This is a genomic window from Zhongshania marina, assembly GCF_002915595.1.
GTDB lineage: Bacteria > Pseudomonadota > Gammaproteobacteria > Pseudomonadales > Spongiibacteraceae > Spongiibacter > Spongiibacter marinus_B.
In genome coordinates, this window is record NZ_PQGG01000026.1 from 39,656 (window position 1) to 55,306 (window position 15,651).

General features: G+C 47.5%; 5 protein-coding genes. 2 read left to right on the forward strand and 3 right to left on the reverse strand.

The features are described from left to right. Positions 1–490 precede the first annotated feature (490 nt). Complete coding sequence (locus C0068_RS10640) at positions 491–1,381, forward strand: hypothetical protein (protein WP_103684477.1); 891 nt, start codon at positions 491–493, stop codon at positions 1,379–1,381. Positions 1,382–1,936: 555 nt separating this feature from the next. Beyond that, a complete protein-coding gene (locus C0068_RS10645; RefSeq protein ID WP_158249974.1) occupies positions 1,937–2,695 on the forward strand; it encodes a SapC family protein in 759 nt (252 codons plus the stop codon). Between the two features lie 291 nt (positions 2,696–2,986). Here the strand turns inward: C0068_RS10645 and C0068_RS10650 are convergent, their stop codons facing one another. From C0068_RS10650 to C0068_RS10660, 3 genes are all read right to left on the reverse strand, one after another. Beyond that, the gene (locus C0068_RS10650) at positions 2,987–11,662 is read right to left on the reverse strand and encodes a beta strand repeat-containing protein (protein ID WP_158249975.1); all 8,676 of its coding nucleotides are present in this window, start codon (positions 11,660–11,662) and stop codon (positions 2,987–2,989) included. Positions 11,663–12,279: 617 nt separating this feature from the next. After that, positions 12,280–13,458: a beta-barrel domain-containing protein gene (locus C0068_RS10655; protein WP_103684480.1), complete on the reverse strand. Its 1,179-nt coding sequence runs from the start codon at positions 13,456–13,458 to the stop codon at positions 12,280–12,282. Between the two features lies 1 nt (position 13,459). Next, positions 13,460–15,604, reverse strand: a complete 2,145-nt coding sequence (locus C0068_RS10660) for an ATP-binding cassette domain-containing protein (RefSeq protein ID WP_103684481.1) — start codon at positions 15,602–15,604, stop codon at positions 13,460–13,462. Between the last annotated feature and the right edge of the window lie 47 nt (positions 15,605–15,651).

Below are 15,651 nucleotides of genomic sequence, written 5' to 3' on the forward strand. Positions count from 1 at the left end.
CGAGCGTAATTCTATCGGCCTCGGCGCGGCCTCCTACAAACGAAAAGAGATGGCCTGGGCCGGGCGCCCCCTACAAAACCACCGCACCATCACGCGTAGGAGCGGGCTCCTGACCGCGATCTCGGGCTGCGTCGGAGCGCATTTCACCTTGGCTGACCGCGATTGCCGTGAACGAAAGACCGAGCGTAATTCATCGGCCTCGGCGCGGCCTCCCACAAACGAAAAGAGATGACCTGGGCCAGCGGCCTCCTACAAAACTCCTTACCATCTTGCGTAGGAGCGGGCTCCTGACCGCGATAACCACGAACAACAGACCGAGCGTAAATCAACGGCCTCGTATTTTTACGGATTCACCTTAGTTAGCAAAACACATAGAGTTGACGCTATTAAGGAAATAGTTGCATCAAACATGAGCTCGGCATCACAGTTGTTAAGACTTTAGATAGCTCAAATTTTAAGCTTCAAAGAATGAATAAAGTGGGCGCCCACAATGACTAATGATCTTCCAATACTTAATAGCTATACGAGCGCAAAATCACATGCGGAATCGTTATCCCAAAAATTAGTAGATAAATATGGCGTTAATACCGATGTCTCTCAATCTACCGTCAATTTCAGGTCTGTTCTGGACAACATTAAAGTTCCTGATGCCGAGAGTGTGTTGGCGTCTGGGAATAAAGAAGACATTACCGATTACTATAACTTGGTAACCGTGCTAAAAAAGGGCCAAAACGCTGACTTCATGACGACAGAAGATGTATTAACGCGCCGTGCTAATGACCATTTTGGCTATGACTCAGGTGAGCTTGAAGTAGCAGCGCAACAGTTTAAAGACTGGTACTACCAAGCGCGAGAAGATAGTTACAATGGTGCGCTGCCCTCACAGCTTACGGTAGATGGTTATTTGAAATTCTCCTCTGGTGAGATCAGCAATTACGAAGACTACCTTTCTTATGCTGACAATCTTCGCTCCGGAAGACTAAGGGAGGCTAACGAAACTGCCGAAATGAGGCGGCAACTAGACCTAGAAGTCGGGCATTATACTCGACGGGAAATGGAGCTGACTTCACAAGCTAACACGGGTGCCAAAAAAGCTATTGTTCACGCAGAGGCAAACGCTGAACAGCAAATTACAGATGCTCTAGTCACGCAGGGTGTAGATAAGGCGGCAGCCATGCAAACGGCTACTAGCCTCGTGTTTCATGGCATGCAATACCGCCTTGAACCGTCAAGCAATCAACAAACCCAATTAACAAGTAAAATGACACTCAGCTCAGTAGTAGGCGCCATCTCTCAGTTTGACAAAGCGATGCCAGAATCCATTAACTGGCAAGAAATACTCGATAAAGTGAAGGATCAAACTACCACAAGAAGCCGCTAAGTTAAGCCAGACCGCTAAACCAAATAGTTATAATTATCGACTCTTACAAACCCCAAGGAGCGGGCCAGCCCAGGCTGCCCTCTCTTGCTACGCAATTCACCCTGGCTGACCTCGATTACCATAAACGACAAACCGAGCGTAATTCATCGGCCTCAGCCAAGGTGAATTGCGGCTTTATCGCAAGAGAAGGTGGCCTGGGCCAGCGGCCTCCTATAAATTACCAATCACAAACAAATGACCACGATCGCATTGATTTCCGTAGAGGCAGAACAAACCAAGATTGCGTCAATTGTGAGGTCTAGCCGCAAATGCCTATTCATTTATTCTAATCCTTCAGCACACTATCTGTTATATTTAATTTTTAACTACTGCATGGCGATACGATAATTGTAGACTGTTAATATTAGCCCCGTCAGTGGGATTAAATTACTACTACCCCAAATATTTGCCGCCGGCATTACCCCTAGTCATTTTATTGCGCGATAAAATAACTGCAGGGTTAAGATCTATCGCTTTTCCATCAACCATTTCATTCATTGAATATCGAGGCAGAAAGTGACATCTATTGTACCCGTTACCAAGGATAGGCATACCAATTTACGATGGATCCCTATCCATGATTTTAGGCCGTTAATCAACAGCGGTTTCGTTACACTGCTCAATAGCGAGTTAGCACAAGTTGCTCGCCACTATACTTTTGGGTTTTGCCGACGTAACGATGATTTCATTGCAACCTGCATTTTAGGAGTTGGTGACAAACCGCATTTATTTCTTAATGAAGACGGAAGCTGGTTAGAAAATCACTACATCCCAGCGAAATTAAGAGTACTACCTTTTCACTTAGAACCTGGTGCTGAGAACGGCAAATCTACTCTATGTATAGATGAAAAGTTGGGGCTTTCTTCTCACTCAAGCGAAGGAAATCATTTTTTTACTGAGGGTAAGCCTTCACCAGCCCTAAGAGAAATCATGAACTTAATTCAGCACATACAACTGGATCAAAAAGCTTCCGACAAAGCCTTTCGAGCCCTTGCTTCCGCAGGCCTTTTAATGCCTTGGGGTGTTGACTTAAACCTTGGTAAATTTAATGCAACGCTCAACGGATTCTATCAGGTTAACACCGAGCTTTTGGCCTCACTGCCCGGCAAAGACCTTGAAGAGCTCAACCAACTTGGCGCATTAAATGCTGCATTTCTCCAGATTTTTTCAATGCAGCATATTGATACTCTACAATCGAAATTTACACAAACAGAAAGCGACGAACCTAATAGCTCACCATTCTCTTCTGGTGAAAGTGATAAAATTCCTGTTTGAATAACTAGATAAACAAATTTTAAATTCAGGGCACAAACTTGCACCATAACTAGTTATTTAGAAGTAGATAACGGTGAGTAATGCCCTGATTACCGTTTACACAAACACCATTTAAAGCCTTAGCTCTAGCATGTATTCACCTCCCTCAATACGACAACTTCTTATCTTTTTGCGCCCTACGTCATTGCATCCATATCAAATTTTGCTGCCAATTAATTAGCTAACCTAAATTTTTTGTAAAAAAAAGGCCGCTAAAAAGCGGCCTTATAAGTCGTGCGGTGTTATCCCGTTTTACACTACAACGAACTGAGCTGGGTTATCACCAAGCGCAACAGCTTGCAGCATATTTCCTGCTACGTCAGTCACTGCACCTACATCAAACGCTACATCGAGAACATCAGTAGCCACAAAGTCAAATGCTGATACCACCTCGAGGTTTCCAGCGCCGTTAACAGTAGCACTCGTAACACCAACCAAAGCACCATTCACATACAGATCAATCAACGAAGCGCTAGCGGTACCAAGATCTTCAACAAAATCTATGATGAAGGTATCAGTAGCTGCGTCCGCTGAAGCGAAGGCAGCAGGTGCCACAGGCGCAGTTGAGTCCTCAGTCCATGCTGCCGCATTGCTTCCGACTGCACTTGTGTTACCCGCTTCATCAGTTTGTTGAACTTGGATGTTACCAGCAGCATAGGCAGTATCATCAGCCATGTTGAAGCTGCTACCAGCTCCTGCAGACCAAGTAGCACCGTTATCCAAGCTGAACTGCCACGTTGCGTTAGCCTCCAAGCCAGCCACGTTCACCTGATTGTCGGTAGTGATACCGTCGGCATTTGACGAACCGGTATCTGTGTTCAATGTCAAGGTTGGGGCCGCAGGATTTGTAGAGTCCTCCGTCCATGCTACCGCATTGCTTCCGGCTGCACTTACATTACCCGCCAAATCAGTTTGCTGAACTTGGATGTTACCAGCAGCATAGGCAGTGTCGTCAGCCATATTAAAGCTGGTGCCTACACCCGCCTGCCAGGTTGTACCGCTATCCAAGCTGTACTGCCAAGTGGCTGTACCTTCCAAACCAGCAACGTTAATAACGTTATCGCTTGTAACACCGTCTGCAGGGCCTGTATCGGAGTTCAAGGACAAAGTTGGTGCAATCGGAGCAGTAGAGTCCTCGGTAAACGCAGCTGCATTACTACCAATCGCGCCCTGATTACCTGCTACATCTGTCTGACGAGCCTGAATTTGCCCTACGGCATAAACCGTGTCATCAGCCATGTTAATCGTGCTGCCAACACCCGCCTGCCAAGTCGCACCGCCATCTAGGCTGTACTCCCAAGTTGAGGCGCCACCTTCCAGACCACCAACGTTGATAACATTATCGTTAGTAATGCCATCTGCTCCGTTAGCACCCGAATCAGTGTTCAAGGCAAATGTAAGCGGTGCAGGAGCCAACGAATCTTCGCTCCAAGCAATCCCGTTAGCACTAGTAGCACTTAAATTTCCAGCCACGTCTGTCTGACGAACTTGAACACCACCAGCAGCGTAGTTAGTGTTGTCAGCTAGGTTGAAACTTGTACCTACACCGGCAACCCAAGTAACGCCATTATCAAGACTGAATTCCCAAGTACCGCCGGCTTCCAACCCAGTCACATTAACTTCGTTGTCACTGGTAATGCCATCTACATTGGATACTCCGGTGTCATTGTCTAGTGCAATAGTTGGAGCAGCAACTGTAGAATCCTCAGTCCATGCAATCGCATTACTTCCAGCACCACTTAGGTTACCCGCCAAATCTGTTTGACGAACTTGGATCTGACCTGCCGCGTAAGCTGTATCGGACGCCATATTAAAGCCAGCACCAACACCTGCAATCCAAGTAGTACCACCGTCTAAGCTGTATTCCCAAGTTGCACCCGCTTCTAAACCAGCAACATTAATGAGGTTGTCATTGGTAATACCGTCAGCATTGTTAGCGCCTGAATCAGTGTTCAAGGAAAGTGCCGGAGCCGCTGGAGCAGAAGAGTCTTCTGTCCAAGGCGCACCATTATTGCCTACCGCACTCAAATTACCAGCAGCGTCTGTTTGACGAACTTGAATCTGACCTGCCGCGTAAGCCGTATCGGATGCCATATTAAAGCTGCTACCAACACCAGCTGTCCAATTAGCACCGCCATCCAAGCTATATTCCCAAGTAGCAGTGCCTTCCAAGCCAGCAACATTAATGACGTTGTCATTAGTAATGCCGTCAGCATTGTTAGCGCCTGAATCGCTGTTCAAAGCAAGTGTCGGAGCTGCTGGGGCAGAAGAATCCTCTGTCCAAGCAATGCCATTGCTACCTACTGGACTCACATTACCGGAAACATCAGTTTGACGAACCTGTATTTGACCCGCAGCATAGCTAGTATCGTTAGCCATATTAAAGCTGGAACCTACACCCGCCACCCAAGTTGTACCGTTATCCAAGCTGTACTGCCAAGTTGCCGTTGCCTCAAGGCCTGTCACATTAACGACGTTATCACTGGTTAAGCCATCACCTACCGTACCAGTATCGCTGTTCAGAGCGACTGTTGGGGCTACCGGCGAACTAGTATCTATAACTGTAACGGTGGTCGGCGCAGACATATCGGAACGAATTCCACTTGAATCTGTAACGAAAGCCCGAATGTTGTGGTTACCTTCTGCCAAGTCCAGCTGAACCGAGTAAGCTCCACCAGCCCCAGAAGTAACGACTACCGCATTTTCTCCAAGGTCATACACACCATCGTTATCAATATCGTCAAATACTGTGACCGTTTGATTGGCTTGGGCAGTAATACCAGAGAAATCAAGGTCAGTAGTGACGTTAGTAATATCGTCGTTATTAAGCGCACCAGAGTCATCTGAAGCTGCCAAGTCAGGTGCAGTTGGAGCATTTGGCTGAATAGCCGCACCGACGTTATTGACTTCAGTGTTCACGGTAAGTGCAGCAGCGCCGTCATCAACACCGCCCGCAGCAAGACTACCGGCAGGAACTAATGTGGTACCACCAATAGTCACACTAGTATTAACGTCTGAACCAGTAACCGAAATTGGCTGTGGCATTGCTGCGATAATGGCTAGCTGCTGTGCATACGTCAGCGCAGATCCATCATCAGCGACAATTGTAATGTTATGTGCAGTGTCACCACTTAAAACAATTTGCCCTACAGAAAGCACTTGAGACTGACTCATCGTCACAGACGAGTGAATCGTCACAGTTTCCACACCTATTAATACAACGTCTGCCAAAACATTAGGCGCAGTCATATCGACAGTGCCGAATAGGTGGAGGTTATCATTACCAGCACCAGCGTCGATGACATCTCCAGCATTAGCTTCAGAACCAGAACGAACTGACAATAGGTCGTTGTATTGAAGAACCGGAGCAGAAGCACCTACAACACCAGCGCCTAATACGTTAGCGTTATACCCGGCAACATCAGCCGCGGTGAGCGAACCAACAATAGTGAAAACATCATCACCAGCACCAGTTGTAATCTTATCTACACCTTGACCCAATCTGACGTGGTTATTGCCACCTGCAATATTAACATTATAGTTAACATCTCCAGCAGCAATGCTGTTAGCCGATGTTATAACAACATCGTTGATATCTGTGATGTCGCCATCGCCATCGACGTCGATTGCTAACTGATCACCACTCGCATAGTAGGCATCTAGCAACACAGGTACGCCAGCTGTACCATCTAGAGAATTATCACCTGCACCAATTGAACCTACTGAAGCAAAACGACCTAAGTTTACGGTCGAACCGTTCGCAATCACTATACCGCCATTTGTCTGGTCAGCATTAATTGTTACGGTGTCTTTGCCAGTTTCAAAGTCAGTTATAACGTCTGCGCGAGACTCAGTAGATTCTGCTACAGCGTTAATAATGACGTTGTCTTTACCAGTACCTGTAGTAATGGTATCAACACCAAGACCACCAGTAATTTGGTCATTACCAGTACCAGCATCAATCGTATCCGCACCCGCTCCAGCAAAGATTGTGTCGTCGTCAGCACCTGAGTTAATAACATCATCGCCAGCCATGGTGATGATTGTATCGTCGCCAGCAAAGGTAGTTACGGTATCAACTTGTGAGCTACCAGTAATCATGTCGTTGTTAGCAGTACCCAAAACAGTGTGAGTAGCGTCAGTTTCTAAACCTGCGTTATAAGTCAAACCGCCGGTCAAGATAGATGCATCGTACTCAGCTGTCGTAACAGTGCCGTCGCCATCTGCGTCTTGGTCATTGTTTTCGATAGCAGAAGCATCGAAGGTGAATTTAGACTCAGACCAGTTGTCAGACACAACAACATTAATGCTATCGTTGTCTTGTTCACCATTAAGCGCTACTGCATCAATCACGCCAGAAGCATCGGTATCGACTAAAGTGATTGTGTCAATTTCAGACACCTGCCCTGCCACAACACCTTGCTGAACGCGAAGATCGAAAGTTCCTTCACCGTCTCCAGCGCCATCGCCTTCATAAATTGACGTTCCACCAGCAGCAAGCTCAGACACGGTAGCGGTAATAGCTACATCGGCTGAATTGTCGCCCGTGTTTTCAAAGTCAATACCTACACCGTCTTGCAGATTAACTTTGACATCTAAGTTAACGAGGTCTGTATCTGAATCTGAATCTTGGCTTTCGATAATCAGGTTAGTTGCGGCTCCTGCCACACCGGCCACACCATCATCTTTCGTACTAGCGTCGATGATCAGGTCGTTCTCGAAGTTTTCACCAATAGTCAGGTTGGTGTTTTGCGCACCGTTACCAGTCAGGTAAATCTCTTGCAGATTAGTCTTATCTTGAGCTGCTTCATCAAGTACGACGCCATTGCTTTGCAGTGCACCGGTGTCATTATTGATTTCTAACTGCTCTAACGATACTAGACCTTCAAACACGTCATCGTCAGTGTTGCCACTGATAGGTGCGTTAGAAGTACCTAGGGTATCATCGCCGCTGACGACTAGGCGGTCTGTACCTGCACCACCATCAACGTAATCAGCTTCGTCGGTTGCATCAATCGCATCTGCGTCAGAACCGTCGTCTACATTGTCATCCGCGCGAACATCATCAGCAATCATATTGATGACATCGTCACCTGAACCAGTAGTGATTTCGTAGTTGTTAGCAGCATCTACAGTGATGTTGAAGTCAGCCGCGCCCATACCAGTAATGGTATCCGCATTAACATTTGTTACTACGATTGCGGTGCCGTCTTTAGAGTCGTTGATTGTGAGAGAGGTTTCTACTGCCAGCGAGCCCTCAATATAGTCATCGCTGTGACCAGCATCACCGAAGTTATTCATGTTGATAGCGTGTGATGCGCTGTCATTCAAATTGATAACCACGTTCTCAACCAGCATGTCGTCGTCATCGGTCGTTGACGCTGCGTCACCCACTGTATCAGTGGTTGTTGAGCCCATCATTAGCGACAAGTCAAATGACTCGCTACCAGCTTGAATGTCTAGTGCAAACACGTCGTCATGATCGCGCGCACCGTCTACATCAACATACAAAAATACGTCAGTAGTTGTGTCATCGACACGTAAACCGCCAGTCACGCCTGAAGCTTCATTAGCCTTCAGCGTTAACGCTATGTCTTCGCGGAAATTAAACAAATCAAATTCAGTTGCCTGACCTGCTTCCCAAATCTCTGTAGCGGCGCTTTGACGCATACGCACTTCTTGAGAGTCGAGGTTGATGGTGGTCAACGCGGTGTCAAAACGCATCACGTCAGCGATGATTACACCGTCCAGTTCCCAGTCATCATTCTGAAGTTTTGCATCGCCTACTGCTAATGCAGTAGCGTTGTCGATTTGGTTCGCGATAGTAAGATTGGCGGTTTCAATACCAGTGATATTGGCATCGACATCCCAATTAAACTCTTCTGCCGCAGTGTTGCCATCGTCAGCGGTGGTTGTGGTGTTTACTTGAACAAAGTCCAAAGCAGTAACGTTCATAACGTCATTGCCTGCACCGCCGTCAAGGAGAGCATCTTGCCCTACAATCAAAGTCGCGTTAAAGAATTGCGACTCAATAGTATCGCGGTCTTCATCTGTTTCATCGAAATTTGCAACGTCATTGCCTTCGCCTAACAGCAACTGTGCACCAAGAAGGTCAGCTGTGCCATCTGCTTTAACTTCTTTGGTTTGACCTGCGATAGCGCCGGCTGAAGTTTGGTTAAGCATGGTGTAGTTAGCGTTGGTATCACCTTCCAATACTGTCTGACCTTCAAGCTGCACATTAACTGTGTCAGCGTCAGCGCCAGTGTCTATAACCGCGTTTTCAGCAGCCATGTCGAAGGCAACAGTGTCGTCACCCGCGCCAGTGGAAATTGAAGCAGCCTTAATGTTGTAAAGATCATCGGCATTGGCATCGTTCAGGTCAAAATTATCCCAATCTTGACCATTAGTCAGATTGCCAACTGAAACGCTGTCGTTGCCGTCGCCAGTGATAATTTTGGCTGCAGTAACATCGTCGTAACCGTCATTACCGTCTTCGTCGGCATCAGTGTCAGTCACGCCCATATCGCCAGCAACAACCGTGTCGTCACCCGCGCCAGTATCTATGGTGGATACGCCTTCGAGATCAAAATCAACAACCCCTGCACCTGGAGCATTCCTAGCCGCCAAGCCTGCTGCTTTTGCAGCTTCGATTTCGGCAGGAGTTGGCACCAGAATCCCCGCCAATGCCGCATTGTAAGCCGCATTGTAAGTTGCGAGACCCGCATCACCAATAGCAACAGTATCGTTACCATCATTGGTAGTAATATCACCAGCCAAGTTTGAGTAGACTTTGATAGTGTCGTCACCGGAACCTGAGGTTACAGATAGATCTTTGTCTGCACGGTCTTCGTAGTTTGCGTCAGCGCTTTCACCATCAGCGCCAGTCAGCACACCGAGAGTCAAATCACCTGTCATCGCCGCAGCATCAACCACTAGAGTTGTATCGTCTGCCGAATCACCTGCGGCACCGGTAGTGTCGTTATCGATATCGCCGTCCAATCCGTCGATAGTCACGTTGGCAGAGCCGTCGATAGTTAGCATTTGCAGCTCTGCTGTCGCTATACCATCATTGCTTGGGAGCAGAACTAGGTCTTCATCTGCTGCGATCATAACATCGCCATCAGCGGAGATAGTCATGAACTCGACGCCATTGGCAACCAAGTTATTAATTTCGGTTTCCGCATTAGCATCTAGATTGAAAGACTGGTCGGTGTCGTTGTCGCGATCTTCATTGGCATTTGGTGCAATGAAAACATTGTCGATATTGGTCAGCGAATCAGTGGTCATGTTCACTGTTTCAAAGCCGAAGCCCTGATCTTCTCCAGAGTCGCCCGTTTCAGCAATATTCAACATACTCAAACGCACAACGCCAGCTTGACCAACGTCCAGAGCTAAAGTGTTATCTAGCGCGGTAAGTTCGTCTTCGCGGTAAAGCAGGTTGATTGTGCCTTGGCTGGTTGCGCTCTCGATGCCTACTTCGTCAGTGCCTGCAGCGAGGTTATCTAGAGTGATAGAAGCACCAGTGTCGGTCATGCGCACGATGTTCAGATTGGTCACATCGTCAGCGTCTTGGAAGTCAATACGGCTAACGTCGTCATCATTGATGTTCAGGTTTACTTCCTGAATATTGATCAATGTTGGTGCGATTTCAGACTCGGTGCCTTCTTCAGAAATAGAGCCGATTGTGGCATTCAACACGTTGTACGCACCAGTACCCGTCAGGACGTCTTCGTCTTGCAGGGTGTTAACTAGGTCGTCACCACCTGGAGTGTATTCTGGTTGAGAGTTGAAGATTTCGGCAGATGCGTTATCAATACCAGTGGTCAGGAAGAAAGTATTCGCTGACTCGTCGTCTTGAATAGTGCCGGTGCTTGTAACAGGAGCTGACAACTGAGGGCTGCTGAAAAGAACATTAATTGTCTCATCGCCTTCGGCCAGAGTATCGCCATTCACCACGATATCAACAAATGCGCTAGTTGTTTGACCAGCAAGGAAAGTTACGCTGCCAGTTTGCGCAACAAAGTCAGCACCCGCTGTAGCAGTGCCAGACGTCAAGGTTTGGAAGTTAACTGTTACGTTTTCTGTTGGAGCGCGATCTAGAGAAAGCTCATAACGCAGTGTTACTGTGCCGTTATTGCCTTCAACAACGCTCGGCGTGTTAACAACGCTTAGGTCATAGTCGATAGCTGCGGGATCCGCATCATCATTAGTGATAGTACCAGTACCTTGAACCGCCGCACCTGCTTGCTCGCCAGTCACGGTAAGGATAACTGTTTCGTTTGCTTCAAAGTCGGTATCACCAAGTACTGTAACTGAAACATTTTGAGTTAACTGTCCAGCTTGGAAGGTGATAGTTCCAGATTCTACTTCGAAATCGTCATCTGCAGTTGCAGTGCCCGCAGTGATAGAATAGTTAAATGTTACAGCGCTTTTTGGAGCTTCATCTAAGGTTACAGTGAAGTTAAGCTCTTTAGAGCCAGAGTTACCTTCAAGCACGCTTGGCGAATCGATAGAAACTGTAAACTCTTGGTTGTTTTTGCCACTGCCGCCACCGTCGCCATCGCTAGCTGCTACAGCGATACCTGCTGCAGTTACTACGCCAGCTACTGCTAGCAATTTGCCATTTGAGCTAAGACCGCCATCAGCACTCGCTGCACCACCACCTTGGCCGCTAGTTGCTGTGCTTTGGCTCTCCGCCATGATCATGTCGGCTAAGCCACTGTCAGCCGCAGCAACGTCGACACTTTCTTTTGCGTCTGCTTGCTTGCTGTCATCCAGCTCTTTCTCTTTTTTGCTTAGGCTCAGCTGAACTTCTTCTACGCTATCCGTCTGGTTAGCAACCACATCGGCCAAATCAGCAGACAATGCATCAACAGCATCCCCGTCCACGTCATTGATAACGACGTCCTTCTTGTCAAACTCTTTCATTTGTTTCTCCTGGGTACGAGTACTATCTGTTGAACGGCCGGTTTCATTTTTCATAATTCCAAAAAGCTCCCTACTACAATCTTAAAAATTAATGGCGATAACGTACTTTTATTCAATATTTTTGCCACAGGTACGGCGACAGCACAAAATCCCTGCCCAAAAATTTTTCTCAAAGTTACGTTAGGCGCCCATGAGCGTCAAGACCTTTTTACACTTTTTGTGCATATTTCACCCTCTTCATCAATAAGTGCTTACCACTACCCTTTAAGAAGTTTCTTTAAGTTCCAGCATAGGCAAATTGAGCCACCGCCATTCGCAGCGATTACATCTATTAATTCAATGGAAGCTTGGTCTTTACATCGTACTTACATATACAGCAAGCCTACCTAAGCAGCTCCCTGCAAAAAGCAGCCCAACATCACTGCTAACGTGAGGCAACTTTTACCATTTTTATATTACAACACCATTAACCTCTATACAGACTGACACACCTTCCATTACTGCAACTCCGTTACTTTTTATTATTCTATCCTTACCACACGCGCCATCAATTAGTGCATTAGCATCGCCAACCTAACCACCCCCAATACAAGGGGGTTGATGACAGAAACCGGCAGTTAGCGCTCTGTGAGCGCAGCTGCACTACCGCGAAGCAAGGGCTTCATTACATATTGAGCAACTGTCTTATTACCAGTAATGATCTCTACGGTGCAGGTCATCCCTGGAATAATTTCGATTTGCTCCTCTCTGGTGCGCTCCGGCACCTCATTGATCTCTATTAGTGCGCGGTAATAGGGGTCTTCGTTCTGTTTTAGGTCTTCTTCTATAGTGTCTGGGCTTACATAGACAACTTTACCCCTTAAGCCACCATAAACAGTAAAATCATAAGCATCTAATTTGACGTTTGCCATTAAGTCGCGACGTACAAATGCAACGTCTTTCGAGTATATCCGCGCTTCAACTAAAAAGGGCTCGTCCGCTGGGACTATCTGCATGATCTCGTCACCACTTTTTAATACCGCTCCCATTGTGGTGATCTGGACGTTTTTCACAGTACCATTCATTGGTGAGGTAATATAAGTAGCTTCTAGCGCTTCGTCTCGCTGCTTTAATACTTGCACTACCTGCTCAAGCTCACCCTGGGTACTGGCCAATTGCTCTTGTGCGTCACGCCGGTATTCATTTTTATTATTGGCAAGCTCTGCCTGCAAATCAACCACCTGTCTTCTTGCAGATAGAAGCTCGCTTTGTGCCGCATCGCCGGTTTTAGATAACTCTTCTAGTGAATCTAACTCTTCCCTCGCCAAAGCCAAGGATTTTCTTAAACTTTCCTCTTGCTCACGCTGCTGCTGAAGACGACGCTGATGAAGATTGGTCTGACGTGCAACCAAAGATTGATCCTCTAGCACTTCGGGGCTAAATGCAATCTCTAAACTCCCCGCCAGCTCTGCCCGTAAACGCTCTGAGTTAGCGCGCAGGTTAAGCGCCTTTGAGCGCGTTTCTTCTGCACTGGCAGCAAATCGGGCACGATCCAGCTCGGCCAGCAGCTGCCCAGCTTTTACAGTATCACCTTCTTTAACGTGCAATGCCTGTAAAACACCACCGTCTACAACTTGAATAATTTGAGACCGACTAGATACGATCACCTTTCCCACTGAGCGAACTTGCTCATCTAAACGCGCCCAGTTTGCCCAAGCACCGACGGCAACAAGTACAAATGAAAGCATTACGGTCATTTTTGCAAAGCGACCCACATCTAGCGGTCGAGCGCGGGCAAATAAATCTTCTTGGCGCACTTTACACCCCTCCCACGTTAACTACATTACTCTTGGGCTTAGCCCGCTGGGCTTGTTCCGTTATTTTCTGAAACTCTTCTATGCTAACGTCACGTTTGATCTGACCTTCATCAAGCAGCATCACGCGTTTGGCATAACGCAGCCAAGACTGACTATGGGTAGTAAAGATGACGGTCACATCACTTGGCAAGGCTTGAATGGCCTCAGCAATTTTCCGCTCTACTCGGCTATCAAGGCTGGCCGTTGGCTCATCAAGCAACCAAATTTTGGGTTGTTGAAGTAACATACGAGTTAAACCGACAAGCTGGCGCTGGCCACCTGACATCCCCATGCCACCTTCGGAAATTTGAAGTTGCAAGCCCATAGGGTGAGCGTTAACTGCGTCCGCTAAGCCCGTTTTTTCTAAAGCGGCAAATATCACCTCTTCCGAAGGGGTGCTCATACCAAGGGTTAGGTTATCTAGCAAGGAGCCAGAGAATAACCGAGGCTCCTGCGGTAAGTAACCAATCACTTCGCGCAGCCAGCTTGGGCGGCACTCTTGATAATCTAAATGCGCTACTCGCACATCTCCCTTGGATGGGGTTGCGACCGCCGCTAGCAATTTAAGCAAGGTGGATTTACCACTGCCATTACGACCCAATACCGCAATACGCGAACCAGCCGGAATTTCCAAACCAGGTACAACCAGTTCTGGAAGCTGAGAACCGGGGTAGGCATATACCACGTCATGCATTGATAAGCCCAGCGGCTCGGTTTTGACGTTGGATTGACGCGCAGGGCTGTCGTCACTTTCAGCAGACAGCAGCTGATTGAGAATGGCGAGGGAGTACTTGGCGTGATGCCAACGCAGCAAGACACTTGATATGTTGGCGATTGTAGCCAATGCGCGACCACCTAGAATTGAGCAGGCAATTAAGCCACCCATGGTGAGTTCACCGGTTTCGATAACGTAAACACCCACAATAATCATGCATACGTAAGAGACCTGCTGAAAAAATGAGGTCACAATTTGCACAGTACCGGTGACACCGCTCAGGGCTTCGGCGCGATCACTGGTTTCTCGCGTAGCAACCAGCCATGCATCTGCAAACTTACCTTCGCCGCCTTGGCTTTTTATTACTTCGCCGCCCGCAACTGCTTCGTATAACATGCCCTGGCGACGCACTATGGCATCATTGTTTTGCTGCTGAAGGCGCGCCGTTGGCTTATACGAAATAACGCCAATCAGTAAACACACCAGTGCAAACACAGCCAATACGATAGCTACCGGCCCAGCAATTAGATAGATAACCGCAATAAACAGGAATATAAAGGGTAAATCTACCAACGCAAAAAGTGTGGTAGACGAAAAGAATGCCTTAATAGATTCGTAGTCACGAACCTGCGCCACAAGCGACCCCAAACGAGAGGGGCGACGATCTAGCTTGAGACTGAGCAACTTTTCAAATATGTAGAGCGAAATCGCCTCATCCAACTGTTTGCTTGAGGCGTCCATCATTTTAAGCCGCGCAAACTTAAACATTAGGTCAATAAGATATGCGAGGCCAACACCGCTGGCTAAAAACCACAGGGTCGCATAAGCAAAATTCGGTACCACGCGGTCGTATACCTGCATTACAAATAACGACGACAGCACGGCGATCAAATTAACAAAAGTGGACGCAACGCCAATGCGCCAAAAGATTCCCTTGTGAGCCTTAAGCCCTTCTAAGATAGCCTTAGTCGCAGGCCCCTTTTCTTCTTGAGGTAAAAATGCCTCATCGGCGTCCATAAGCGGCGCGACGGGAACCAAGGCAAGCTCTAGCTCAAAGTCGTCAGGGATAACCGAGCCGTCTAACCACTCGACTTGAGCAGGCTCATCGCCCGACGCGACTTTTCTAAGCAATCCCACACAGGTGTCACCAATAATCCACGCCGGCAGCTGGGAATTGGATAATAAACGTACCGGACTAAACGCAGCAGTGTAGCCCTTGTACAAAAAGGCCCAACTAGCAGCTAGGCGACTGCTATTTGCACTGACCGTGACACTGCTCCAAGCCTGCTCAGCCTCATGAAGGGATGCGTGCAAGCCTCTTGACTCAGCCATAGCAATTAAAGCCTGAATACCCAAGCCGTCGTTCAGTGCATTAGCGTCTTGATCTGACATAAGCCGCAGCTACCTCTTGTATATATCTATTTGTTTGAATGCTAGTA